At 59.3% G+C, this 25,966-nt stretch carries 23 protein-coding genes; 15 read left to right on the top strand and 8 right to left on the bottom strand.

Features of this window, described 5'->3' with window-relative positions; genetic code table 11:
• Positions 1-105: 105 nt before the first annotated feature.
• Positions 106-1,095 carry a phage shock protein operon transcriptional activator gene (gene pspF, locus GJV78_RS08860; protein WP_330998792.1) on the top strand — a complete coding sequence of 330 codons (990 nt, stop codon included), beginning with the start codon at positions 106-108 and terminating at the stop codon, positions 1,093-1,095.
• Here pspF and GJV78_RS08855 read toward each other — a convergent pair.
• Both GJV78_RS08855 and GJV78_RS08850 read right to left on the bottom strand, forming a co-directional pair.
• Entirely contained in the window at positions 1,086-2,477 is a 1,392-nt protein-coding gene (locus GJV78_RS08855) for an MFS transporter (RefSeq protein WP_155107983.1), read from the bottom strand. The genes pspF and GJV78_RS08855 overlap by 10 nt on opposite strands.
• 25 nt (positions 2,478-2,502) lie before the next feature.
• The gene (locus GJV78_RS08850) at positions 2,503-3,672 is read right to left on the bottom strand and encodes a M20 aminoacylase family protein (protein ID WP_155107982.1); all 1,170 of its coding nucleotides are present in this window, start codon (positions 3,670-3,672) and stop codon (positions 2,503-2,505) included.
• A 173-nt stretch (positions 3,673-3,845) separates the two neighbouring features.
• Between GJV78_RS08850 and GJV78_RS08845 the strand changes: the two genes are divergently transcribed.
• The 13 genes from GJV78_RS08845 to osmB all read left to right on the top strand — a co-directional run bounded on the left by GJV78_RS08845 (position 3,846) and on the right by osmB (position 18,631).
• Positions 3,846-6,167: a helix-turn-helix domain-containing protein gene (locus tag GJV78_RS08845; protein WP_155107981.1), complete on the top strand. Its 2,322-nt coding sequence runs from the start codon at positions 3,846-3,848 to the stop codon at positions 6,165-6,167.
• Positions 6,168-6,258: 91 nt separating this feature from the next.
• Complete coding sequence (gene sapA / locus GJV78_RS08840; RefSeq protein ID WP_155107980.1) at positions 6,259-7,902, top strand: ABC transporter substrate-binding protein SapA; 1,644 nt, start codon at positions 6,259-6,261, stop codon at positions 7,900-7,902.
• A complete protein-coding gene (sapB, locus tag GJV78_RS08835; protein WP_155107979.1) occupies positions 7,899-8,864 on the top strand; it encodes a putrescine export ABC transporter permease SapB in 966 nt (321 codons plus the stop codon). The genes sapA and sapB overlap by 4 nt, the downstream gene beginning before the upstream one ends.
• Positions 8,851-9,741, top strand: coding sequence for a putrescine export ABC transporter permease SapC (gene sapC, locus GJV78_RS08830; RefSeq protein WP_155107978.1), 891 nt, complete (start codon positions 8,851-8,853; stop codon positions 9,739-9,741). The genes sapB and sapC overlap by 14 nt, the downstream gene beginning before the upstream one ends.
• The gene (gene sapD / locus GJV78_RS08825) at positions 9,741-10,733 is read left to right on the top strand and encodes a putrescine export ABC transporter ATP-binding protein SapD (RefSeq protein WP_155107977.1); all 993 of its coding nucleotides are present in this window, start codon (positions 9,741-9,743) and stop codon (positions 10,731-10,733) included. Before sapC ends, sapD begins: the two co-directional genes overlap by 1 nt.
• A gap of 1 nt (position 10,734) precedes the next feature.
• Positions 10,735-11,541 carry a peptide ABC transporter ATP-binding protein SapF gene (gene sapF / locus GJV78_RS08820; protein ID WP_155107976.1) on the top strand — a complete coding sequence of 269 codons (807 nt, stop codon included), beginning with the start codon at positions 10,735-10,737 and terminating at the stop codon, positions 11,539-11,541.
• A 165-nt stretch (positions 11,542-11,706) separates the two neighbouring features.
• Positions 11,707-12,495: an enoyl-ACP reductase FabI gene (fabI, locus tag GJV78_RS08815; protein ID WP_155107975.1), complete on the top strand. Its 789-nt coding sequence runs from the start codon at positions 11,707-11,709 to the stop codon at positions 12,493-12,495.
• Between the two features lie 471 nt (positions 12,496-12,966).
• Positions 12,967-14,118 carry a CMD domain-containing protein gene (locus tag GJV78_RS08810; protein ID WP_155107974.1) on the top strand — a complete coding sequence of 384 codons (1,152 nt, stop codon included), beginning with the start codon at positions 12,967-12,969 and terminating at the stop codon, positions 14,116-14,118.
• A 73-nt stretch (positions 14,119-14,191) separates the two neighbouring features.
• The gene (locus GJV78_RS08805; protein WP_155107973.1) at positions 14,192-16,126 is read left to right on the top strand and encodes an exoribonuclease II; all 1,935 of its coding nucleotides are present in this window, start codon (positions 14,192-14,194) and stop codon (positions 16,124-16,126) included.
• A gap of 476 nt (positions 16,127-16,602) precedes the next feature.
• Positions 16,603-16,731, top strand: coding sequence for a hypothetical protein (locus GJV78_RS23935; RefSeq protein ID WP_269140465.1), 129 nt, complete (start codon positions 16,603-16,605; stop codon positions 16,729-16,731).
• Positions 16,732-16,819: 88 nt separating this feature from the next.
• On the top strand, positions 16,820-17,002 hold the full coding sequence (locus GJV78_RS08800; protein WP_155107972.1) for a YciZ family protein: 183 nt from the start codon (positions 16,820-16,822) through the stop codon (positions 17,000-17,002).
• 81 nt (positions 17,003-17,083) lie between these two features.
• The gene (yciT, locus tag GJV78_RS08795) at positions 17,084-17,824 is read left to right on the top strand and encodes a DNA-binding transcriptional regulator YciT (RefSeq protein WP_155107971.1); all 741 of its coding nucleotides are present in this window, start codon (positions 17,084-17,086) and stop codon (positions 17,822-17,824) included.
• A gap of 588 nt (positions 17,825-18,412) precedes the next feature.
• On the top strand, positions 18,413-18,631 hold the full coding sequence (gene osmB, locus GJV78_RS08790) for an osmotically-inducible lipoprotein OsmB (protein ID WP_155107970.1): 219 nt from the start codon (positions 18,413-18,415) through the stop codon (positions 18,629-18,631).
• Between the two features lie 98 nt (positions 18,632-18,729).
• On the opposite strand, the gene yciH is transcribed toward osmB, so the two are convergent.
• The 5 genes from yciH to pgpB form a co-directional block, all read right to left on the bottom strand.
• Positions 18,730-19,056: a stress response translation initiation inhibitor YciH gene (gene yciH, locus GJV78_RS08785; protein ID WP_155108007.1), complete on the bottom strand. Its 327-nt coding sequence runs from the start codon at positions 19,054-19,056 to the stop codon at positions 18,730-18,732.
• On the bottom strand, positions 19,056-19,787 hold the full coding sequence (gene pyrF, locus GJV78_RS08780) for an orotidine-5'-phosphate decarboxylase (protein ID WP_155107969.1): 732 nt from the start codon (positions 19,785-19,787) through the stop codon (positions 19,056-19,058). The genes yciH and pyrF overlap by 1 nt, the downstream gene beginning before the upstream one ends.
• A gap of 174 nt (positions 19,788-19,961) precedes the next feature.
• On the bottom strand, positions 19,962-21,131 hold the full coding sequence (gene lapB, locus GJV78_RS08775) for a lipopolysaccharide assembly protein LapB (protein ID WP_155107968.1): 1,170 nt from the start codon (positions 21,129-21,131) through the stop codon (positions 19,962-19,964).
• A gap of 6 nt (positions 21,132-21,137) precedes the next feature.
• Positions 21,138-21,446, bottom strand: a complete 309-nt coding sequence (locus GJV78_RS08770) for a LapA family protein (RefSeq protein ID WP_167519469.1) — start codon at positions 21,444-21,446, stop codon at positions 21,138-21,140.
• Positions 21,447-21,595: 149 nt separating this feature from the next.
• Positions 21,596-22,360, bottom strand: a complete 765-nt coding sequence (gene pgpB / locus GJV78_RS08765; protein WP_155107967.1) for a phosphatidylglycerophosphatase B — start codon at positions 22,358-22,360, stop codon at positions 21,596-21,598.
• Between the two features lie 195 nt (positions 22,361-22,555).
• Here pgpB and ribA point away from each other — a divergent pair, with 195 nt between their 5' ends.
• On the top strand, positions 22,556-23,149 hold the full coding sequence (gene ribA, locus GJV78_RS08760; protein ID WP_155107966.1) for a GTP cyclohydrolase II: 594 nt from the start codon (positions 22,556-22,558) through the stop codon (positions 23,147-23,149).
• Between the two features lie 43 nt (positions 23,150-23,192).
• Here ribA and acnA read toward each other — a convergent pair whose 3' ends face one another.
• Positions 23,193-25,868, bottom strand: a complete 2,676-nt coding sequence (acnA, locus tag GJV78_RS08755) for an aconitate hydratase AcnA (protein ID WP_155107965.1) — start codon at positions 25,866-25,868, stop codon at positions 23,193-23,195.
• Positions 25,869-25,966 lie beyond the last annotated feature (98 nt).

The raw sequence follows: 25,966 nt of genomic DNA, 5'->3' as shown, positions 1-25,966 counted from the left end.
TCTAATACAATTCTCGTGCCAGTTTTTTAAGTTTATAATTAATAAAGATAATTTATGTTTTACCTGTGCAGGAAAACCGGGTAAAGTGGTGAAAAATACTAACTAGTGGTGAATTTCATCATGGCCGAATACAAAGATAATCTCCTGGGGGAGGCCAACAGCTTTCTTGAAGTGCTGGAGCAGGTTTCACGTCTGGCCCCGCTCGACAAGCCGGTGCTGGTGATTGGGGAGCGCGGGACCGGGAAAGAGCTGATCGCCAGTCGTCTGCACTATCTCTCCTCGCGCTGGCAGGGACCGTTTATTTCGCTTAACTGCGCGGCGCTGAATGAAAACCTGCTCGACTCTGAGCTGTTCGGCCATGAGGCGGGAGCCTTTACCGGCGCGCAGAAGCGCCATCCCGGACGTTTTGAGCGGGCTGACGGCGGCACGCTGTTCCTTGATGAGCTGGCAACGGCCCCGATGATGGTACAGGAGAAGCTGCTCAGGGTGATTGAATATGGGGAGCTGGAGCGTATGGGCGGCAGCCAGCCGCTGCGGGTAAATGTACGGCTGGTCTGCGCCACTAACGCCGATCTGCCGGCCATGGTGGCGCAGGGCGCTTTTCGTGCCGACCTGCTGGACAGGCTGGCCTTTGACGTGGTCAATCTGCCGCCGCTGCGCGAACGTCAGGTCGACATTATGCTGATGGCCGAGCATTTCGCCATTCAGATGTGCCGGGAGATGGGGCTGCCGCTGTTTCCGGGATTTACCGGACGGGCGCGGGAAACCCTGTTGCGCTACCGCTGGCCGGGCAACATCCGCGAACTGAAAAACGTGGTTGAGCGTTCGGTTTATCGTCATGGCACCAGCGAACGGCCGCTGGATGAAGTGATTATCGATCCCTTTAAGCGCCAGCATAGCGAGCCGCAGCCGCTGGAGGCACCTTCCGCCGTGGCGGCGCTGCCGCTGGATCTGCGCGCCTTTCAGCAGCAGCAGGAAAAAGCGCTGCTGCAGGCCAGCCTGCAGCAGGCAAAGTTTAATCAGAAGCGCGCGGCGGAGCTGCTTAATCTCACCTACCACCAGCTCCGGGCGCTACTGAAAAAACATCAGCTATGAGCTGAACGCGGCAGCAGCAGCGCGCTGACGACCATTGAACCGAAGCATAGCGCGGCGTTAAACCACAGCGCATACTGCGCCGCGCTGGCCATGCCGGAGGATAAAAACAGGGCATAAAGTGACGCTGTCACGGCAATGCCCATTGCCCCGCCCAGCGAGCTGCCCATTTTGTAGATCCCGGAGGCGACGCCCACTTTGCTTTCCGGAGCGTTGACCACCGCCGTGTCCGTTGACGGCGTGGCGTAGCAGCCCAGCCCCAGACCGAACAGGGTATAGCTGAAAATAACGGTGGCGATATAGAGCGACTTATCGAGGAAGGTACAGGAGATAAGGATAATCCCGGTAGCCGTAATCAGCGGTCCGGTCATCATCGGCAGCCGCGCCCCGTAGCGCTGCAGCAGCTTCTCCCCCACCCGAATCATTACCAGCACGGTAACCAGGTAGCCCAGCGTCATCATTCCGGTCTCCAGCGGGCTGAGTCCGTGCCCCTGCTGCAGCCAGATGCTGGCAATCATCATGGTGCCGACAGAGCCGTTGAGCAAAAAGTTGGAGAGTACCGCCGCGCCGTAGGCCCGGTTGCGAAACAGCGCTAAATCGATCAGCGCCGCCTCCCCCTTACGCCGGCTGATAAAGAGAAAACAGCCGCCGGTAATCAGCGAACCGGCAAGCATAGCCAGCGTGATGCCGCTGCTCCAGCCCCAGGCGTGGCCCTTGGTGATAAACAGATTCAGCAGCACCAGAAACGCGATCAGGCTCAGCAGCCCGCTGACATCCAGCTTCTGCTGCCGGGCGTCGGGGCTGCGGCTTTCCGGCGCACCGCGCAGCAGCAGCAGCGCCAGTAGCGCAACGGCGATGGAAAAAACGAAAATCCAGCGCCAGCCCAGCCCGGTAGCGATCGCACCGCCGACGAATGAGCACAGCCCGCTGCCCCCCCAGGAGCCAATCACCCAGAAGCTGATCGCCCGCTGTCGCGCTCTGCCCTCATACCAGGTCTTGATCAACGCCAGGGTCGCCGGCATGATGCAGGCGGCCGACAGCCCCTGCAGCACGCGGCCCGCGAGAAATAGCGCCGGCCCGTCGGCCAGCACCAGAAACAGGCTGCCGACGATGCTCAGCGTCAGGCCGACATGGGTCATTCTCATCCGGCCAAACTTATCCGCCAGGCCGCCGCTGGCGACGATGAAACAGCCGCTGAACAGAGCGCTGAGGCTCACTGCCAGCGTCAGGGTTTCCAGCGAAATATCCATACTGCTTTTCATCGCCGGAACCACGTTCAGCACCGACTGAGCAAACAGCCAGAAGGTCAGAACGCTCAGCACAATCCCCGCCAGCAGACGATCGCTGCCCGCGAAGGCGGTATCATTTACAGATACGGAACTCATAGTATGCCCTCCCCGGTACGGGTGATTAACGCAGGTAGTGTTCCGTCAGGCCGCACCACAGCGCCGCGCCCGTCAGCAGAATATCGTCGTTAAAGTCGTAGCCCGGATTGTGCACCATACAGCGGTCAGCCTCGTCGCCGGCACCAATGGTGAAGTAGCAGCCGTTCGGATTACGCTCCAGCATAAAGGCAAAATCTTCGCTGCCCATGAAGGGCGGAGCCTGCACGACGCTCTCTTCGCCAAACAGCGTACCGGCCACAGTGCGCACCAGCGCATTGGCGTCAGGATCGTTCACCAGCACCGGGCTACCGTTAACGTGGGTCAGGGTGGCGACAGCGTTAAAACTCTCCGCCTGGGCAACGGCGATATCGTGAATACGCTGCAGTATCGTCTTACGCACCTGCTCGTTAAGGGTGCGCACCGTCAGCTTCATCAGCACTTTCTCATTAATAATGTTGGGCGCGCTGCCCGCCTGGATACTGCCGACCGTGACGACCGCCGGTTCAAACGGCGTGATATTGCGTGAAACAATTGTCTGCAGGGCCAGCGCGATATGGCAGGCCACCAGGGTGGCGTCAACCGTGTGCTCAGGCATAGCCCCGTGGCCGCCGACCCCGTTGACCTCAATATGCAGCGTGTCTGAAGAGGCCATCATCGCCCCGTCGCGCAGGCCGATTTTCCCCAGCGGCTGACCGGGCATATTATGCAGGCCGAAGATGGTGTCGCAGGGGAACTGTTCAAAGAGACCATCCTCCAGCATCACCCGCCCGCCGTAGAGCAGCTCCTCCGCAGGCTGAAAGATCAGGTTCAGCGTTCCGTTGAAGCGCCGCGTCCGCGCCAGGTATTCAGCGGCGAACAGCAGCGTGGTGGTGTGACCGTCATGACCGCAGCCGTGAAAACGCCCGTCGGTCCGACTTGCCCACGCTTTACCGCTTTTTTCCTGCATCGGCAGCGCGTCCATGTCGGCGCGCAGCCCCAGCCGTTTTTTGCCCTCTCCCAGCCTCAGCGTGCCGACGACGCCGGTGCCCGCCAGCCCGCGATGCACCTCGTATCCCCATTGGCTCAGCAGGTTCGCGACCTCGTCGCTGGTTTTATGCTCCTCAAACCCAATCTCCGGCTGCTGATGAAAGCGACGCCGCAGTCTGATGAATTGCGCTTCATTTACCCGTAATGCTTCGATAAGTGGATGTGTCATTTTTGTTATTCCTGCGTTGTGTTTGCCTGTCCGTTTCGATTTTATGCTGCATAAAGCGCTTTAAAATGCACTTTTTTGTTTTATATTGACGAAAATTTAATGACTGTTTTTTATACAAAACGGTTATGACAAAAACAAGCCGTTATTTTTTGCACTGTAGAGAGGCGCAGAGGATGGAACAACAGGCAGGTAACTTCACCGTGACGGTAAGCGACATCAGCCAGCTCGCCCAGCCGGAGAGCGAAACGCTGACCCTGCTATGGATTATGGAGGGAAGCGTCGAGCTGCACAACGGCAAAGCGCAGCGGACCCTCGGCGTCGGGCGGCTGGCCATCATCAATCGCGGCCACTCCTGGAGCCTGTCGGCAAGCGCCCCGAACGCCGTGATGATCCTGACCCTCACCGCCGCGTGGCTAACGGCGCTTGACGGTGATTTTTTTAGCTGCGAATACGCCGTTTCATCCCATACCCGCGAGGCGGAGGAACGCCTGCGTCAGCTGATGCGGCAGCTGCTGGCGGTAACGCTGATCGGCGAGCGGGCGCGCTCAACGCTGGAGGCGAACCGCTGGCTCAGTGAGATTATTCTCCTGCTCGCCAGCTGTTTCAGCCTGCCCATTGCCGCCCGTCCCCGGCGGGACGCCGACGGCTGGAGCCCGCGGGTGGCGAGGGTTGTCGCACGGATTGCCGCAGGCTATCAGCAGCGCCTGACCCTGCGCGACGTCGCCGCCGCCGAATTTGTCTCTGAGGCCTGGCTTTCCCGACAGTTTCATAAAGAGGTTGGCATCAGCTTTATTCAGTTTCTGACCGCCACGCGCCTGGAAAAGGCCGCCGCCCAGATCCTTACCACCCGGAAATCCATACAGCATATTGCTCAGGAACAGGGGTTCGCCAGCCCGCGAATTATGAGCGATCTCTTTAAGCGCCAATATGGCGTGACGCCCCGCCGCTTTCGCCAGCGACATCCCGCGCCGGAGCGTCCGCGAGCGCGCGGCCTGCCCGCCGATGCCTGGCGTCCCGTCCCGGCCGAGCGGCTGTACCGCTGCCTTAACCAGCCGGAGGAGCATGGCTGGGACCGCTCGCCGGTGATGGTAAAAACCCGCTACGTCAGGACGCTGGACGTCAGCGCAATGCCGGATCGCGCCGCGCCGTTACGCCATAACCGCATCGTGGTGACCCTGCGCGAGCTTGACGATCTCCTGCGCAAAGACGTTCGCCGGGATCTGGAACGCCTGCACGCCGCCCTGCCCGTTTATGGCGTGGACATTAGCAAACCCTTCCTCAGCAGCCGCCTGTTCAGCGCCGGCTGGGACGATGCGCAGATGGCGGGCTATGCGAGCTGGTATAATCTGCAGGAAATTTTCAGCTGGCTGGCGGAGAAAGGCTGGATTGTGATCCTACATACCGGCCTGACCACCCGCCGCGATTTGTTCTCCCGTTTTTTACAGCTGGCGCGGGAGCGGCTGTCGCCCTCAACCCTGACGGACTGGCGCTTCGTCTGGCACTGGTCGCCGCAGGCCGATGAGCCGGTACGCCAGCGCAGCTGGCGTCAGCAGCGCGAGGCGCTGAACGCCTGGCTGCCGCAGCCGCCCTTTGGCATCTGGCACCGCTTTCCGGCGGGCGATGCCGCCGTCGCCGACGATCCCCTGTTCACCTCGCCGCTGTTTCGCGAAGCTGACTTTCTCGCCACCCAGGCCGACGCCAACGAGCTGCTCGATCTCAGCGTGGCCGACAGCGGCAGGCTGGCCTCCAGCGAGAATTATCCGGTACAAAAAATACGCCAAATCCACAGTGCGCTTCGTCAACATCGGCGCTCGCTTCCCCTCTGGATCCTGTCGTGGAACACCCTGACCGGAAATACCCGAACCACTAACGGACGTTTTTTTCGCGGTTCTCTGCTGCTGGACAACCTCGCCGGCATGGCCGAACAGGCCTGGCTGATGGGCTTCTGGCTCAATTCCGGGCTGCAGGGGGAGACGCGCGACGACGGGAAGCTGGAGACTTCCAGCCTTGCGCTGTTCTATAACCATAGCCTGCCGCGCCCGATTTACTGGGTGCTGTGGCTATGGCTGCGCCTGCACGGTGAGGTGCTGGTGAATGATAAACATCTGCTGCTCCTGCGCCACGGCGACCGCTATCAGCTTTTACTGCGTAACACCGTGGTGTTTAATCCCTGGCTCTCCGACCAGGAGACGTTCATCCAGCGCTTCGACCAGCCGTTCAGCGTTCGGCTTCAGGGGATCGGGGGACGCTGGCGCATCAAACAGCATCTGTTCGATCGCCGGCACGGCGCGCTTTTTCCGCTGCTGGAGACCTTTCGCAGCCAGACCGGGCCGGACGAAGAGGAGTACCAGTGGCTGCGCCATCAGGCCCGGCCGGCCCTGTGCACCCATCAGGAGACAACCGACGCCGGCTGGCACATTACCGGCTCCCTTAGCTGCAACGCGCTGGCGCTGTATGAGCTGACGCCGCTGGACAGCGCGGGCGGGGTCGAGTGATGACTTTATCAGCAGTCGTACGCAGACTCTTATGCCACACCCCCATAAGTGCGATACACTTTGCAGATTCACCCTGAACCCCTTAAAAATTATGCGTCTGGTTTTATTGTCTCTGATCGTGATGGCTGGATTTCTGAACGGTCAGGCTGCGGCCGCGCCTGACCCGACACCCCATGTGGACATTCGCGACAGCGGCTTCGTTTACTGCGTCAGCGGGCAGGTCAACACGTTCAACCCGCAAAAAGCGAGCAGCGGCCTGATCGTCGATACCCTCGCCGCCCAGCTCTACGACCGCCTGCTGGACGTCGATCCCTATACCTACCGGCTGGTGCCGGAGCTGGCGGAGAGCTGGGAGATTCTGGACAACGGGGCCACCTACCGCTTCCACCTGCGCCGCGATGTCACCTTTCAGAAAACCGCATGGTTCACCCCAGGCCGCAGGCTGAACGCCGACGACGTGGTGTTTACTTTTCAGCGGATTTTCGATCGTAAACACCCGTGGCACAGCGTTAACGGCGATAATTTTCCCTATTTTGACAGCCTGCAGTTTGCCGACAGCGTGCAGAGCGTGCGCAAACTGGATCGGTACACCGTAGAATTTCGCCTGGCCCGGCCGGACGCCTCTTTCCTCTGGCATCTGGCAACCCACTACGCTTCGGTGATGTCGGCGGAGTACGCCGCGCAGCTGACGGCGCAGGAGCGCCAGGAGCAGCTCGACCGACTGCCGGTCGGCACCGGACCGTATCAGCTTGCGGAATACCGGGCCGGCCAGTATATCCGCCTGCAGCGCCACGGCGGCTTCTGGCGCGGCAAGCCGATGATGCCGCAGGTGGTGGTCGATTTAGGCTCCGGCGGCACCGGCCGCCTGTCAAAGCTGCTCACCGGCGAGTGCGACGTGCTGGCCTGGCCCGCCGCCAGCCAGCTGACTATTCTGCGCGACGATCCGCGCCTGCGCCTGACCCTGCGCCCCGGCATGAACATCGCCTGGCTGGCGTTCAATACGCGCAAAGCGCCGCTGGATAATCCTGCCGTGCGCCATGCGCTGGCGCTGGCGATCAATAACCAGCGGCTGATGCAGTCGATCTACTACGGCACGGCGGAGACCGCAGCCTCTATTCTGCCCCGCGCCTCGTGGGCCTATGATAACGACGCTAAAATTACCGAATACAATCCGCAAAAAGCCCGCGCCCAGTTGAAGGCGCTGGGCCAGGAAAATTTAACCCTGCAGCTGTGGGTGCCGACCAGCTCTCAGCCCTGGAATCCCAGCCCGCTGAAAACCGCTGAGCTTATCCAGGCGGATATGGCACAGGTGGGCGTGAAGGTCGCAATCGTTCCGGTGGAGGGGCGTTTCCAGGAGGCCCGGCTGATGGACATGAACCACGATCTGACGCTGTCGGGCTGGGCGACGGACAGCAACGATCCGGACAGTTTTTTCCGGCCATTACTGAGCTGCGCCGCCATTGCGTCGCAAAACAATTTCGCCCACTGGTGCAATCCGGAATTTGACAACGTGCTGCGCAAAGCGCTCTCGTCACAGCAGCTGTCGGCGCGCATTGACGCCTACAGCGAAGCGCAAAATATCCTCGCCAGGGAGCTGCCGATCCTGCCCCTCGCCTCCTCGCTGCGCCTGCAGGCCTATCGTTACGATATGAAGGGGCTGGTGCTCAGTCCCTTCGGCAACGCCTCGTTTGCCGGAGTCTATCGCGAGAAAAATAAAGAGGTCAAACAGCCATGATTATCTTTATCCTGCGCCGTTTTCTGCTGCTGCTGGTTACCCTCTTCTTTTTAACCTTTATCGGCTTCAGTCTGAGCTACTTTACCCCGCACGCGCCGCTGCAGGGCGCGTCGGTATGGAACGCCTGGATTTTCTGGTTCAACGGGCTGATCCACTGGGACTTCGGCGTCTCCAGCATCAACGGGCAGCCAATATGGCAGCAGCTTAAAGAGGTGTTTCCTGCCACCATCGAGCTGTGCGTGCTTGCCTTCGGCTTTGCGCTGGTGGTGGGCATTCCGATAGGGATGCTGGCGGGGGTGACGCGCTATAAGTGGCAGGACCGCTTTATTAGCGCCCTTGCCCTGACAGGGTTTTCGATTCCGGTATTCTGGCTGGCGCTGCTGCTGACCCTGCTCTTCTCTCTGACCCTCGGCTGGCTGCCGGTATCGGGACGATTTGATCTGCTCTACCATGTGAAGATGGTCACCGGCTTTGCGCTGGTCGACGCCTGGCTCTCTGATTCGCCCTGGCGCGACGAGATGATCCTGAGCGCCGTGCACCATATGATACTGCCGGTGCTGGCCCTGGCCCTGGCTCCGACCACCGAGGTGATCCGCCTGATGCGCAACAGCACCATCGAGGTTATCGATCAGAATTACATCAAAGCGGCGGCGACCCGCGGGCTGTCGCGGTTTACTATTCTCCGCCGTCACGTGCTGCATAACGCCCTGCCGCCGGTTATTCCGCGCCTTGGGCTGCAGTTTTCCACCATGCTGACGCTGGCGATGATCACCGAAATAGTGTTCAGCTGGCCGGGGCTGGGACGCTGGCTGATCCAGGCCATTCGCCAGCAGGACTACGCGGCGATTTCTGCCGGGGTCATGGTGATCGGCTCGCTGGTTATCATTGTCAATATGTTGTCCGACGTGCTGGGTGCCATGGCGAATCCCCTGAAACATAAGGAATGGTATGCCCTACGATAGCGTCTATAGCGAAAAGCGGCCGCCCGGTGCGCTGCGCACCGCCTGGCGCAAATTTTACGGCGATACGCCGGCGATGATCGGCCTTTACGGCTGCGCCGGGCTGGTTTTACTGTGCCTTTTTGGCAGCTGGATCGCCCCCTACGGCATCGACCAGCAGTTTCTCGGCTACCAGTTGCTGCCGCCCTCCTGGTCGCGCTACGGCGAAGTCTCTTTCTTCCTCGGCACCGACGATCTGGGGCGCGACGTCCTGAGCCGCCTGCTGAGCGGCGCGGCCCCCACCGTCGGCGGGGCCTTCGTCGTCACGGTGGCGGCGACCCTGTGCGGGCTGGGGCTTGGCGTTCTGGCCGGGGCCACCCACGGCCTGCGCTCGGCGGTGCTGAACCATATTCTCGACACCCTGCTGTCGATTCCCTCTCTGCTGCTGGCCATCGTCGTGGTCGCCTTCGCCGGGCCGCACCTGGTGCACGCCATGTTCGCCGTCTGGCTGGCGCTGCTGCCGCGCATGGTGCGCTCGGTCTACAGCATGGTGCATGACGAGCTGGAAAAAGAGTACGTCATCGCCGCCCGCCTCGACGGCGCAACCACCCGCAGTATTCTCTGGTTTGCCGTTCTGCCAAACATTACCGCCAGGCTGGTTACCGAAATTACCCGCGCCCTGTCGATGGCCATTCTGGATATCGCCGCGCTGGGCTTTCTCGATCTCGGTGCCCAGCTCCCCTCATCGGAATGGGGCGCAATGCTTGGCGATACGCTGGAGCTGATCTACGTGGCCCCGTGGACGGTGATGCTGCCGGGCGCGGCAATCACCATCAGCGTCCTGTTGGTCAACCTGCTCGGCGACGGCGTGCGCCGCGCGATTATCGCGGGAGTGGAATAATGCCGTTACTGGATATCCGCAATCTGACGATTGAATTTAAGACCGGCGACGAGTGGGTTAAAGCCGTCGATCGCGTCAGCATTACCTTAAACGAGGGGGAGATTCTCGGGCTGGTGGGCGAGTCCGGCTCCGGCAAAAGCCTGATCGCCAAGGCCATCTGCGGCGTGGCCAGAGACAACTGGCGCGTCTCCGCCGACCGGATGCGCTTTGACGATGTCGATCTGCTGCGCCTCTCCCCGCGCGAACGCCGCAAGCTGGTGGGCCACCACGTTTCCATGATCTTTCAGGAGCCGCAGTCATGCCTGGACCCTTCCGAGCGGGTGGGCCGTCAGCTGATACAAAACATTCCCGCATGGACCTTTAAAGGCCGCTGGTGGCAGCGCATCGGCTGGCGCAAGCGCCGCGCCATAGAGCTGCTGCACCGGGTGGGCATCAGGGATCACAAAGACGCGATGCACAGCTTTCCCTATGAGCTGACCGAAGGGGAGTGCCAGAAAGTGATGATCGCCATCGCGCTGGCCAATCAGCCGCGCCTGCTGATCGCCGATGAGCCAACCAACGCGATGGAGCCGACCACCCAGGCGCAGATCTTCCGCCTGCTGTCCCGGCTGAACCAGAACAGCAATACCACCATCCTGCTGATCAGCCACGATCTGCAAATGCTCAGCCAGTGGACGGACAAAATTAACGTCCTTTACTGCGGCCAGACGGTGGAGACCGCGCCCAGTAAAGAGCTGGTGACCATCCCCCATCACCCCTATACCCAGGCGCTGATCCGGGCGATACCCGACTTCGGCAGCGCCATGCCGCACAAAAGCCGGCTGAACACCCTGCCGGGCGCTATTCCGCTGCTTGAGCAGTTGCCGATAGGCTGTCGGCTGGGGCCGCGCTGCCCTTACGCGCAGCGGGAATGCATCATCACGCCGCGGCTGGCGGGAGCGAAAAATCATCTCTACGCCTGCCATTTTCCGCTCAATATGGAGAGAGAGTGAGATGGTCGAAACCCTGCTTGAAGTGCGCAACCTGAGCAAGACCTTCCGCTACCGGACGGGCTGGTTTCGCCGCCAGACCGTCGAGGCGGTAAAGCCGCTGAGCTTTACCCTGCGCGAACGTCAGACCCTCGCGATTATCGGTGAAAACGGTTCGGGCAAGTCCACGCTGGCGAAAATGCTGGCGGGAACCATCGCCCCGACCAGCGGTGAGCTACTGATTGACGATTGCCCGCTGCGCTACGGCGACTACTCGTTTCGCAGCCAGCGCATCCGGATGATTTTTCAGGATCCGTCCACCTCCCTGAACCCGCGCCAGCGCATTTCGCAAATCCTCGATTTTCCGCTGCGCCTGAACACCGATCTCGATGCGGAGCAGCGGCGCAAACAGATCGTCGAAACCATGCGCATGGTCGGGCTGCTGCCGGACCACGTCAGCTATTATCCGCATATGCTGGCACCCGGCCAGAAGCAGCGTCTGGGCCTCGCCCGGGCCTTGATATTGCGCCCGAAGGTGATCGTGGCCGATGAGGCGCTGGCCTCCCTCGACATGTCGATGCGCTCGCAGCTTATTAACCTGATGCTGGAACTGCAGGAAAAACAGGGGATCGCCTACATTTACGTCACCCAGCATCTCGGCATGATGAAGCACATCAGCGACCAGGTGCTGGTGATGCATCAGGGCGAAGTGGTCGAACGCGGCAGCACGGCCGACGTTCTCGCCTCACCGCTGCACGATCTCACCCGCCGGCTGATCGCCGGGCACTTCGGCGAGGCGCTCACCGCCGACGCCTGGCGCAAGGACCGCTAGCCGCCGGATACGCCGCGCTTCGCCCCGCGCGGACGCAAAAATGCATAACATTTCAGGCATGGAGTGATATATAATTCCGGCCTGCTTTTCATTTATTGTGGTTTAACATTGATAATAAATTGATTATTAAACCAAAAATAAGTAATGACTATAAGGATCAAAGCTATGGGTTTTCTTTCCGGTAAGCGTATTCTGGTGACGGGTCTTGCCAGCAAACTGTCCATCGCCTGGGGTATCGCTCAGGCAATGCACCGCGAAGGCGCTGAGCTGGCGTTCACCTACCAGAACGACAAACTGAAAGGCCGCGTGGAAGAGTTCGCCGCTCAGCTGGGTTCCAGCATCGTGCTGCAGTGCGACGTGGCGGAAGATGAAAGCATCAACACCATGTTCAACGAGCTGGGCAAAGCCTGGCCGAAGTTTGACGGTTTTGTGCACTCCATCGGCTTCGCGCCTGCCGATCAGCTGGACGGCGACTACGTCAACGCCGTTACCCGCGAAGGCTTCAAAATCGCCCACGACATCAGCGCCTACAGCTTCGTGGCCATGGCAAAAGCCTGCCGCACCATGCTGAACCCTGGCTCCGCCCTGCTGACGCTCTCCTATCTTGGTGCCGAGCGCGCAATCCCGAATTATAACGTGATGGGCCTGGCCAAAGCGTCTCTGGAAGCCAACGTGCGCTACATGGCTAACGCGATGGGGCCGGAAGGGGTCCGCGTCAACGCTATCTCCGCCGGCCCGATCCGCACGCTGGCGGCCTCCGGCATCAAAGACTTCCGTAAGATGCTGGCGCACTGCGAAGCGGTAACCCCGATTCGCCGCACCGTGACCATCGAGGACGTGGGCAACTCGGCGGCATTCCTCTGCTCCGACCTCTCCGGCGGCATCTCTGGCGAAGTTGTTCACGTTGACGGCGGTTTCAGCATCGCTGCAATGAACGAGCTGGAACTGAAGTAAGCGCTCCCGACGCTCCCGCGGGCGGCGCTCTGCCGCCCCTGATAACTTTTTCTCCCCCCATATAGCCTTTGGCTATTTATTATCGCGCAACGGTCTTTTATCCCCCCCTCCGCTTACGCCAGGATACCAGGGTGTGTCCCTTAACAGGGCGTGGCGTCGACGCTGAGCCAGAAGCGCGTAATCAAGCCCGACAACACAGAGTACGCCNGCCAGAAGCGCGTAATCAAGCCCGACAACACAGAGTACGCCTTTGTGGCTCGCGTCCCGCAGGGCTGGGGCCATTCAGGGCCGCTGCCGCGTTACTCGCCGCGCATCTGGAATAACCAGACCTTACGGCTCGCGCCTTGCCCCGGACCTGAATGTCCTCCAGCGACGCTCACGAACGGTTAAGGGACACACCCTAAGCGAATCGATCCGGCGTGAGGATATAGCGCATGTTCCGGGTCGCCACTTTCAGACCAAGGAACGCCCATGGAACAACGCCGCAGTGCAGGCAAAAATCACTGGTATCATGAAACCCAGTGCCGGACGTTGCCGCAGGAGATCCTGCCGCTGGTGCCGGAAGCCGCTAACGTTGCCGATCCCTTTCTGCTGGATCTGATCCTCCCGACCGAATTCTGCCGCCCTTTTGCCGCCTGGCTCTCGCCCGCCCGACGGCTTGACGAACGGCTGTTCCCGCCCTGCGCGGCCCTGAGCCAGATGCACACCTTCAGCGCCTATGAGCGAATGAGTACCGCCCTGACCGTGGCCCAGGTCTGCGGCATTCAGCGGCTGTGCAGCCACTACGCCGCCCGCCTGACGCCGCTGCCCGGCCCGGACTCATCGCGCGAAAGTAATCGACGGCTGGCGCAGATCGCCCAGTTCGCCCGGCAGCTTGCCGGCTCTCCGGCGATTGTCGACGCCAGGGCGCGCCGCCATTTAGACGACGTTGGGCTGACGACCCGGGACGTTATCGTTATCGCCCAGATTGTTGGCTACGTCGGCTTTCAGGCGCGGGCGCTGGCGCTGTTCCAGGCGCTGCTCGACCTTCCTGTTCGCCGGGTGCCGGGGCTGGCCGCTCAGGAGTGCGCCCCCGCGCCGCCGTTTCAGCAGGCGGACGCCAGCTGGCGTCCCGCATACGATCCGGTTGAGCCGTCCGACGCCGACGCAGAGCAGCAGCTGACACGCCGTCAGACATCAGACGAACTTCGGCAACTGGCCCCGCTGCTGGCGCATGAACCGGCGCAGCTGGAGGCGCTTGACGCACTGATCGGCGGCTTCCTGCATGGCGAACCTGCGCCGCTTTTCGCTTCCCTGCTGACCTCCCGGATTAACGGCAGCGTCGCCTGTTTTAACTCCCTGGCGCACCGGTCGCCGGAACTTGCCGCCGCAGCTGCGGTTCTTCGTCAGGACGAAGCGCACATCCAGCGCTGGCCAGCCGATCGGCCGTCGCCCCTGGCGATACAGCTGCTCAACTGCTCGCCGGATCGCCTCAGCGCCGCCCATCTTGGCGCGCCGGGCGTTCAGAATGCGCCGGCAGCGCGGATCGTCAATACGTTGGCCTGGTGCGGACTTTACGGCTGGCTGAATCGGCTGAAGATCGCGCTGGGCGAAACTTACCAGGCTGACCCGTTCATCGCATAAAGAGCGCTTGCTGCGCCAGGCAGAATCGCGTAAAACTGTCAGCCGCTCTTTTGGCCACGAAAATAGACAAAATATGCTTCAGGACAACCCGCTGCTAGCGCAGCTAAAACAGCAACTGCATTCCCGGACGCCGCGCGCCGAAGGGGTGGTAAAAGCCACGGAAAAAGGCTTTGGCTTCCTGGAAGTCGATGCCCAAAAAAGTTATTTCATCCCACCCCCGCAGATGAAAAAGGTAATGCATGGCGACCGTATTATCGCCGTGATTCACACCGAGAAAGAACGCGAGTCTGCCGAACCGGAAGAACTGGTTGAGCCTTTCCTCACCCGCTTTGTTGGGAAAGTCCAGGGTAAAAACGATCGGTTGTCCATCGTTCCGGACCATCCACTGTTAAAAGACGCCATCCCCTGCCGCGCCGCCCGCAGCGTGACGCATGAATTTAAGGAAGGCGACTGGGCCGTTGCAGAGATGCGTCGGCATCCCCTGAAGGGCGATCGCAACTTCTACGCCGAACTGACCCAGTTCATCACCTTTGGCGAGGATCACTTCGTCCCGTGGTGGGTCACCCTTGCGCGCCACAACCTCGAAAAAGAGGCACCGGCAGGCGCAATCCCCGATATGCTCGACGAGGGCCTGACCCGCGAGGATCTGACGGCGCTGAGCTTCGTCACCATCGACAGCGCCAGCACCGAAGATATGGACGATGCGCTGTACGCCGAGGCGCTGGCCGACGGCAAACTGCAGCTGACCGTCGCCATCGCCGACCCAACCGCCTGGATTGCCGAAGGCAGCAGTCTGGATAAGGCCGCGAAAGTTCGCGCCTTTACCAACTATCTGCCGGGCTTCAACATTCCGATGCTGCCGCGCGAGCTTTCTGACGACCTTTGTTCGCTGCGCGCTAACGAGGTGCGTCCGGTGCTCGCCTGCCGCATGATCCTCGCCGCCGACGGTGCCATCGAAGATGAGGTGACCTTCTTCGCCGCCACTATCGAATCAAAGGCCAGGCTGGCCTACGACAAGGTGTCCGACTGGCTGGAAAATAGCGGCGACTGGCAGCCTGAAAGCGAGGCCATTGCCGAACAAATTCGCCTGCTCCAGCGCATCTGCCTGAGCCGCGGTGAATGGCGTCATCAGCACGCGCTGGTGTTTAAAGACCGTCCTGACTATCGCTTTGTGCTTGGCGAAAAAGGCGAAGTGCTGGATATCGTGGCGGAGCCACGCCGCATCGCCAACCGCATCGTCGAAGAGGCGATGATCGCCGCCAACATTTGTGCCGCCCGCGTGCTGCGCGACAGGCTGGGCTTTGGCATCTATAACGTCCATACCGGGTTCGATCCGGCCAACGTCGATACGCTGGTTGCGCTGCTGAAAACGCACGGTATGGAGGTGGCGGCAGAAGAGGTGCTTACCCTGGAGGGCTTCTGTAAGCTGCGTCGGGAGCTGGACGCACAGCCTTCCGGTTTCCTGGACAGCCGCATCCGCCGTTTCCAGTCCTTTGCAGAAATCAGCACCGAGCCAGGGCCGCACTTCGGGCTGGGTCTTGAGGCGTATGCGACCTGGACCTCGCCGATTCGTAAATACGGCGATATGGTCAACCATCGCCTGCTAAAAGCGATCGTTAAAGGCGAATCCATCGCCCGCCCGCAGGACGACACCACTCAGCAGATGACCGAGCGTCGACGCCTGAACCGCATGGCTGAACGCGACGTCGGCGACTGGCTGTATGCGCGTTTCCTCAGCGATAAGGCCGGTACGGATACCCGTTTTACGGCGGAAATTATGGACATCAGCCGCGGCGGAATGCGCGTTCGCCTGGTGGACAACGGCGCTGTGGCCTTTATCCCTGCGCCCTTCCTGCACGCCGTACGCGACGAGCTGGTCTGTAGCCAGGAGAACGGCACCGTCCAGATCAAAGGGGAAGTCGTGTATAAAGTTACCGAAACGATCGACGTCACCATCGCTGAAGTCCGCATGGAGACCCGCAGCATTATCGCGCGTCCCGTCGCCTGACGCCCGGCCAACGGCCATTCTCGTTGTGGGATGGCCGTTTTCTCTCCTCTCCTGCCGCTAACGTTCTTTCCCACTCCCTTTCAATAATTTTCGCCGGGCGGCTGGGCTTTTTGCGCAATCTGCATTAAACATAAATACCCAGAAGAAACATTAAGTTCAGCCATATTTACTTTCTCTGAAGCATGGCTAACCGACTCATAGCGCCATGCATAAGGTTCAAAAACCACTGACGTTATTTAGCCTGACGGGAAGCGACAGCCCCACTGGCATGTATCCGCTGACGACAACATTCTGCATCTGTCCGCCACCGCAGGCTACAACGCGGCGCTTTCCGTCGGGCAGGCCGGACGCATCCGCGCTATGTCGGTGATTACCTCCAGCCCGATGATGACGCTGCCCGTTGGCGATAGCCATCTCCCCGTTCATCGGTTCGGTCGTAAAATCAGCCGTCGTGAATGGGCAGGCAGCGCCTCCGTGTGTTTGTTAAACTCATGCCGGCCAGCGCCTTCGAACGCTGGTATCGACGCTTCCTGAATAACAGCGCCGAAGCAAGAACGCTTAACGGCCAGGAGAGCCAGAGAGAACCGCTATATAATATTCTCTAATGGTTTGGCACGGCTCTATTTTTCCCTTCTCTTTTGCCGCTATTTTTTGCATCATGAATTCACCGTTTTCTGTCATAGGGATAGCGCCATGTCTGATATCAACGCACAGCGCGTTGCCGAACGTATTGAGACCGTACTGGATATCCTTGTCGCAGGGGATTACCATTCCGCCATCCGCAACCTTGAGATCCTTAAAGCCGAACTGCTTACTCAGGTAAAACCAGACGCCAGCCCTGGGGCCGACGACTCCCGCTCGCCGTGGGAGATTTAACCATTGCGTGCGGTGTGCCATCCGGCGCTGACCGTGCGACCTTCACTTCCAGATAGTGATATCACTAAAAAAATTGATGCTATGAACTCCCGACAACAAGCCATTCTGCAGATGGTGATTGATAAAGGCCAGATGAGCGTTGCTGAACTGGCTAAGATCACCGGTGTTTCTGAAGTAACTATTCGACAGGATCTTAATACGCTCGAAAAGCAGAGCTATTTACGCCGCGCCCACGGCTACGCCGTCGCCCCCGACAGCGAAGACGTTGAAACGCGGATGATGACCCATTACACCCTGAAACGTCAGCTGGCCGAGTATGCCGCCTCGCTGGTCAATCCATACGAATCGGTGTTTATTGAAAATGGCAGCAGCAACGCCCTGCTGGCCCGGACTCTGGCGGAGCAAAAAAACGTCACCATTATTACCGTCAGTAGCTATATTGCCCACCTGCTGAAAGAGACGCCCTGCGAGGTGATCCTGCTGGGCGGCATCTATCAGAAAAAAAGCGAAAGTATGGTCGGCCCGCTAACTCGCCAGTTTATTCAGCAGGTTCACTTCAGCAAGGCGTTTATCGGCATTGACGGCTGGCAGCCGGAAACCGGCTTTACCGGACGCGATATGATGCGCTCGGACGTGGTGAATGCGGTGCTGGAGAAAGGTTCAGAAGCCATCGTTCTGACCGACAGCTCGAAGTTTGGCGTCGTGCACCCTTACACGCTGGGCCCGGCCGAAAGCTTCAGCCGGGTAATTACCGATAGCGGACTCAACGCCCGCGACCGGATGTATCTGGAAAATAGCGGACTTAACGTAAATATTGTTTAATCTCCCCGTTGTAAATGGCCGGTCCGCCGGCCGTTTATACCCGTCATACTTCAGGTTGCATATGCGTTGCCTTTATTCGGCCCTGGGCCTCCCCCTGAAGGGCCGCCGCCAGCGGCGTTCAAATCAGCTAAGCTGATTTGTCCTCGCTCACCCCAGTCACTCACTCCAGTAAGCTCCCGGGGATTAATGAGAGACATCCCTGTCTCTCACCAGAGGCAGCCTGCGGCTGTTCAAATTCGTTCCTGACAAATTTGTCACTGCGTCGCCGCGTGATTCGGCCTGAGGGCCTCACCCCTTCGGGGCCAGCCCCGGGGCTGTTCAAAACGCGCTGCGTTTTGTCCTGCAGCTCGAATTATTTAGGGTATACACTTAAGACCATTCTCACCTCTGAATTAGGACTATTTACCTGTCGTTAATAACGGAACGACGTAAAATCATTATTAGCCATATAACAGGAAGTGACTATCACCTGCGTGATTAAAGCAATCCTGCACAACAAAGTTTCATTGATTCCCTCTTTAACGCACGAGTTTAACTATAGTTAAGGAGAGCGGAATTCCATGAATCATTAATTCAGGAGAAAGTATTATGTTTTTAACGAGCAAAAAAACGACCGCTGCCGTACTGGCTATTACTCTGGCAATGTCGCTGAGCGCATGCTCTAACTGGTCGAAGCGGGATCGCAACACCGCTATCGGCGCGGGCGCAGGGGCGTTAGGCGGCGCGGTCTTAACCGACGGCAGCACCCTGGGGACTCTGGGCGGCGCGGCGGTAGGCGGCGTTATCGGTCACCAGGTAGGTAAATAACCGGTTCGATACGACAGACCTTTATTTTTTCGATCGGCACGGGGCAATAAATACCGTAAAAAATTCAAAGCCACGGGGTTATTTCCCGTGGCTTTTCATTAACCGCCTGCCAGCTTAACTTTCATACCTTTAGCTTCCAGCAGCGATTTAATTAAATCGCGCTTATCACCCTGAATTTCAATAACCCCCTGTTTCAGCGAACCGCCGCAGCCGCATTTTTTCTTCAGCTCGGCGGCCAGCTTTAACAACGCCTCATCGTCCAGGTCGATACCGGTAATGAGGCTGACGCCCTTACCCTTGCGCCCGCTGGTCTGGCGCTGAATACGCACAATGCCGTCGCCTTTCGGCCGTTCAGGCGCGCGCTTTGGCTCATCAATACGTCCGCCATCCGTAGAATAAACCAGACGGCTGTGGGTATCGCTCATCATGCCTCCTGCTTAAGGGACGCATTAATGGAACGCAGCGTCTGCGCCGGATCGGCCGACTGCGTCACCGGACGCCCAATAACCATGTAATCGACCCCGGCGGCAAGCGCCTGTTCCGGCGTCATAATGCGGCGCTGATCGCCCGCTTCGCTACCGAGGGGACGAATGCCCGGCGTAACCAGCCGGAACGCTTTACCAAACGCCTGTTTGAAGCGCACCGCTTCCTGCGCCGAGCAGACCACGCCGTCCAGGCCGCAGCGCTGGGTTAACCCCGCCAGGCGCTCCGCATAATCAGCCGGAGAAAGCGCGATGCCGATATCGGTCAGATCGCTGGCCTCCATGCTGGTCAGCACCGTTACGGCAATCAGCAGCGGCGCATCTTTACCAAACGGCGTCAGCGCTTCACGGGCGGCGTTCATCATCCGCGCCCCGCCCGCCGCATGAACGTTGACCATCCAGACGCCCAGCTCCGCCGCCGCTGCGACCGCGCGGGCCGTGGTGTTAGGAATATCATGGAATTTCAGGTCCAGGAAAATGTCGAAACCGCGCTGCCGTAGTTCGCGCACGAACGACGGTCCAAACAGAGTAAACATCTCTTTGCCTACTTTCAGACGACAATCACGCGGGTCGATTCGGTCAACAAAGGCTAACGCTTTATCACGGTTGTCATAGTCCAGCGCAACAACAACGGGAGAATGGGTGATGGTGCGGGAAGAAGCAGTAATCGTCATGACCAGGCCTTCTTAATGATGGGCAAATGGATAAACGGCGTGCATTCTACCTGTGAGAGGCGGAAATTAACAGGCGCGATTGCCCTTCTGCCGGACGACGCGATTGCGGTGCTGGCGTATTCTGGATAGTTAATCTAACAGGATGTTGTAACTAAAAAGGGGCGTTTTTAAAAATTACAGCCCGTCAAGGCCGCGGATCGGTTTAATCGTTGACCAGGCCCGACAGGAGGGGCAGTGCCAGTACAGCGTATAGGCGGTAAAGCCGCACTTCTGACAGCGATAACGCGGCTTGCTGCGCACCTGCTCGCCAACCATGTCGCGCAGCACCATCAGGCTCTCTTTCGCTCGCCCCTCTTCCGCCTCCGCAAGGTGGTAATCCATCAGCTTATGGAACACCCGCATGGTGGGGTGACGCTGCAGCTGGCGGGTGATATAGACCTGGGCCGCGTCATGCCCCTCCCGCACCTCAAGGATATCGGCAAGCATCAGCTCCGCCGCCGCCCCGGTGTTTTCTTCCACCGCCCGGCGCAGGAATTCTGCCCATTCATCGGTTTTACCCAGCTGCTGATAGCAGGTTTGCAGCATTTCCAGGGTTTCGCTGACCAGCTCTTTATCCTGAGCGATCACGCGCTGCAGGCTCTCTACCGCCCTGGCGTAGTCCCCCTTAGCCATCCATACCCGCCCCACCATAATGGAGATCCTGGGGCTGTTTTTATCCGCCGCCGCGCCCTTACGCAGCAGCGCCATCGCCCTATCCAAATCATCCGTAGCCATCTGCTGCAGCGCCAGCTCGCAGTAAAAGTGGGCAATTTCGATACGCTGTTTATCTTTGCCCAGCTTCACCAGCCGTTCGGCGGCGTCAATCGCTTTCTGCCACTCGCTGGTGGCCTGGTAAATTAACAGCAGCTGCTGCAGCGCGCCAACGCGAAAATCGGTCTCGTCGGTAAGCTGGTTAAACATATCTTCCGCACGATCGTACAGCCCGGCGGCCATATAGTCGCGACCAAGCTGCTGCACGGCGAGCAGGCGCTGCTCGTAGGTCAGCGACGCGCTTTCCATCAGGGTCTGGTGGATACGAATAGCGCGATCGACTTCACCACGCGAGCGAAACAGGTTGCCGAGGGTGAGATGCGCCTCAACGGTACCGGTATCCTCTTTCAACATATCAAGGAACAGATCGACCGCTTTATCCTGTTGGTTACTCAGAAGGAAGTTAACGCCGGCAACATAGTCACGGGACAGGCGATTCGCTTCATCCTGTTTCGTCTGTTGCGCACTTCTGCGACCCATATACCAGCCATAGGCGGCGGCTACGGGTAAAAGCAGAAACAACAACTCCAGCATAAATAATTATTCCTTCACGACCGAAGGATCGGCGATAACCGCAGCGTCGTTCGCAGGGGTGAGTTTGTTTTCCAGGCGCTTAATTTTACGTTCGGCGCGGGCAAGAGAGACGCGAACCTTAAGCCAGAACAGACCGCAAATTAACCAGCCGATGGCGAAGCCTGCGGCGAATAAAACGGCCAGCAGCGTAGAGACGCGATACTCTCCCTGCGCCAGCAGGTAGTTAAAGGTAACCTGCTGATCGTTTTGCGCGCCCAGGGTAACCGAAATAACGAAAATCGCCAGCACCAGTAAGAAAATGAGTAAATATTTCACATTACTTCCCGTTATGTGGTTTGCGCGGATAAAGCCTGTTCAGCTTACCGCATTAGGCTTTCTAAATTACCATTTTCGCATCGTATGCGAAATGGAAAAGCGCCCCGCTATCCGATGATTTTAGGGCGGATAAGGAAATCAGGCCTGGGTCAGCCCTCCTGTTCACGTTCCGCTATCTCACGCGCCTCTGCCGGCGGCGGGGCCAGCGACCCGCAGAGACGCTGCGCCAGCCAGGTCGCCAGAATCACCAGCCCCCAGGAGATAAGCGTCGCAAAGACCAAATCACGGGGCCAGTGCATACCGAGAAGCATCCGACTGCCCATCACTCCCGTTGCCCAAACCAGCAAAATTGCGATGGTCACGTAACGTCTGCGCGGCCACAGCAGCCCAACGGCTAACAGCGCCCAGCTGGCGGCAAACAGGGTATGCCCGGAAGGAAACGCAAAGCCGGTCTCCTTCTGCCAGTGCTGGCGTAAGAAGGCCGGAATATCCCGCTGCCCGGCAAGCTGCTGCTTCACAATATTTCCGCGTTCGCTACGCCTTAAAGTGTAGAACTCATCGACGGGAATATGGTGCGTTTTTTCAAGCCAGATCACGAACGGCCGGGGTTCCTGCACGCTGTTCTTAATCCAGGACTTTATTCCCTGACCAAGCAAAATAGCCGCGGCGAGGATGACAAAGAGCGTTATCGCCGCCCGCAGGCGAAAGCGCAAACACCAGAGAAACCAGGCGCAGAGCAGCCCGTGGGTGATAATGCCCCAGGGCTGGGTGACTGTTTCCGTTAGCCAGAACAGGGATTTCAGCCACCAGGCGTTACCTTCCGGCTGCCAGCGCCAGTCGGAAATCCAGACCATCAACGGCATAATCAGCAATAGCGCCGCACCTGCAGCGGTTCGTACCACAATCGACAACATGCTTGCTCCTTTCAGGATAAGTCCCACAATCATAACCGAAAACCGGGCCTGCCAAAAAATTGACAGATTTGTGCCATTTGCTCATGGATTGCGCGGCGGCGATTAGGCGAACCTCTCCGCCTTATGGCAAAATACGCCGATACAGCAGTTAACTGGCGCAGGCACCGCGGGTGCCAGGCCAATCTGGAGATTTCGATGCAGCTTAAACGTGTGGCAGAAGCGAAACTGCCAACCCCCTGGGGTGACTTCCTGATGGTGGGATTTGAGGAACTGGCAACCGGACACGATCACGTTGCGCTGGTGTATGGCGATATTTCTGGCCAGCAGCCGGTGCTGTCGCGGGTCCATTCTGAATGCCTGACCGGCGACGCCCTGTTCAGCCTGCGCTGCGACTGTGGCTTTCAGCTGGAGGCCGCCCTGACGCATATAGCGGAAGAAGGCCGTGGCATTTTGCTCTATCATCGTCAGGAGGGGCGCAACATCGGCCTGCTTAATAAGATACGCGCCTATGCGCTGCAGGATCGGGGCTATGATACGGTCGAGGCCAACCACCAGCTCGGCTTCGCGGCCGACGAGCGCGATTTTACGCTGTGCGCGGATATGTTTAAGCTGCTGGGGGTAAACGAGGTTCGTCTGTTAACCAATAACCCCAAAAAGGTAGAGATCCTGACCGAAGCGGGGATCAATATCGTCGAACGGGTGCCGCTGATCGTCGGGCGCAACCCCAACAACGCGCATTATCTGGACACCAAGGCCGAAAAAATGGGCCACCTGTTAGGTAAAGAGTAGCCCGGACCAGGCCGGATGAGGCTGCCTCATCCGGCCGCGGGGGCTATTTAAGCATGTTACGAATTACATAGTGCAAAATGCCGTCGTTCTGATAGTAGGTTAACTCCGTCGCGGTATCGATGCGGCAGCGGCACGCTACCACTTCTTTACTGCCGTCCGGGCGCGTCAGGCTGACCGGAACTACGGCTCCCGGCGTCAGGGCCTGCAGTCCGGCAACATCAATTCTCTCCTCTCCCGTCAGCCCCAGCGTTTTGCGCGTCACCCCCTGCGGAAACTCCAGCGGCAAAATCCCCATCCCAATCAGGTTCGAGCGATGAATACGTTCGAAAGATTCAGCAATCACCACGCGAATTCCCAGCAGCCGGGGACCTTTCGCCGCCCAGTCGCGGCTGGAGCCGGAGCCATACTCTTTACCGGCAATCACCGCTAGCGGGACGTTTTCCTGACCATAGCGCATGGCCGCGTCATAGATGGACATCACCTCGACGCCCGGCAGGTGGCGCGTCATGCCTCCCTCCACGCCGGGCACCATCTCATTGCGGATGCGGATGTTGGCGAAGGTGCCGCGCATCATTACCTCGTGGTTGCCGCGCCTTGAACCATAGGAGTTAAAATCTCCACGCTCCACGCCGTGACTCTGCAGGTAGCGCCCCGCCGGGCTGTCGGCCTTGATGCTCCCCGCCGGAGAGATGTGGTCGGTGGTAACGGAATCGCCAAGCATCGCCAGAACCCGCGCGCCGTGAATATCCTCCACCGGCGAAGGCTGCGCCAGCATACCGTCAAAAAAGGGCGACAGGCGAATATAGGTTGAATCATCCTGCCAGCCGTAAGTATCGGACTGCTCAACCTCTATCGCCTTCCACTCCCCGGTTCCTGCAAACACCTCCGCGTACTCTTTACGGAACATCGCGGTAGTGACCTGCTCAACGGCCTGGGCAATTTCCTCCGACGACGGCCAGATATCCTTCAGCCAGACCGGCTCGCCCTTACGATCGTGTCCCAGCGGCTCGGTCGCCAGGTTGATATTCATGTTGCCCGCCAGCGCATAGGCCACCACCAGCGGCGGCGAGGCCAGCCAGTTGGTTTTTACCAGGGGATGGATGCGCCCCTCAAAGTTACGGTTGCCGGAAAGCACCGCGCCGACCGTCAGGTCACCCTTTTTGATGGCGGTTTCAACAGGCTCAGGCAGCGGACCAGAGTTGCCAATACAGGTAGTGCAGCCATAGCCGACCAGGTTAAAGCCCAGCTCATCGAGATAGGGCGTCAGCTTTGCCCGCGCCAGGTAGTCAGAAACCACCTTCGAGCCGGGGGCCAGCGAGGCTTTCACCCAGGGCTGACGCTTCAGCCCCAGGGTAACGGCTTTTTTGGCCAGCAGGCCGGCCGCCATCAGCACGCTGGGATTTGAGGTGTTAGTGCAGGAGGTAATCGCGGCGATAACCACCGCGCCGTCCGGCAGCTGATATTGATGCCCGTTCATAACATAATCGACGGGCAGACGATCTTTTTGCGCCGTGTTCAGCTCCAGCTCGCTGCTGGCGGCGAAAGCTTTTGGCACATCGCCCAGCGCTACACGATCCTGAGGGCGCTTCGGCCCGGCGACGCTGGCCTCAACCTCGGCCATGTTGAGCGCTAAGGTGCTGGTAAACACCGGCTCATCGCCCGGCTGACGCCACATTCCCTGCGCTTTGGCGTAGGCTTCCACCAGCGCCACCTGCTCTTCGCTGCGCCCGCTCAGGCGCATGTAGTCGAGGGTGATATCATCAATGGGGAAAAAGCCGCAGGTAGCACCATACTCGGGGGCCATGTTGGCGATGGTGGCACGATCCGCCAGCGGCAGCGAATCCAGACCGTCGCCGTAGAATTCAACAAATTTCCCCACCACGCCGTGCTTACGCAGCATCTGGGTGACGGTCAGCACCAGGTCGGTTGCGGTGATCCCTTCGTTGAGTCTGCCGGTCAGCTTAAAGCCCACCACGTCGGGGATCAGCATCGACACCGGCTGCCCCAGCATTGCGGCTTCCGCTTCAATTCCCCCCACGCCCCAGCCAAGCACTCCCAGGCCGTTAATCATGGTGGTATGAGAATCGGTTCCAACCAGCGTATCCGGATAAGCAAGCCATTCGCCCTCCTGCAGTTCGCTCCAGACCGCCTTGCCGAGATATTCAAGGTTGACCTGATGGCAGATCCCGGTGCCCGGCGGCACCACGCTGAAGCGGCTGAACGCCTGCTGTCCCCATTTCAAAAACTGGTAGCGCTCATGGTTGCGCTCCATCTCCAGGCGCACGTTTTCTTCAAAGGCGTCATCATCGCCAAAGCGATCGACGGTGACCGAGTGGTCAATCACCAGATCCACCGGCGACAGGGGGTTAACTTTTGCCGTATCGCCGCCGAGCCGTTTTACCGCCTCGCGCATAGCGGCCAGATCGACCACCGCCGGCACGCCGGTAAAATCCTGCATCAGCACACGGGCGGGACGCCAGCCTATCTCACGATCGGCATGGGCATTTTTCAGCCAGTCCGCCAGCGCCTGAATATCGTCTTCGGTCACGGAATCGCCATCCTGCCAGCGCAGCAGATTTTCCAGTAAGACTTTCAGCGACTTGGGAAGACGGGTGATATCGCCCAGGGTTTTAGCCGCCCGCGGCAGACTGTAATAATACCAGGTTTTATCTTTGGCCTGCAGCGTGTCCTTACTGGACTCTCGTAGGGTTGACGACATAGCTCCTCCTTCATAACGGGTGTGATACCCGGAATCTCTTCAGGGTTAGCATTAAAGATAACACAAAGATAATGCAACGTTTTGATAACAACCCAAAT

Source organism: Intestinirhabdus alba (assembly GCF_009711095.1).
Lineage (GTDB): Bacteria > Pseudomonadota > Gammaproteobacteria > Enterobacterales > Enterobacteriaceae > Intestinirhabdus > Intestinirhabdus alba.
This window is presented reverse-complemented; position numbering and strand designations above follow the sequence as displayed.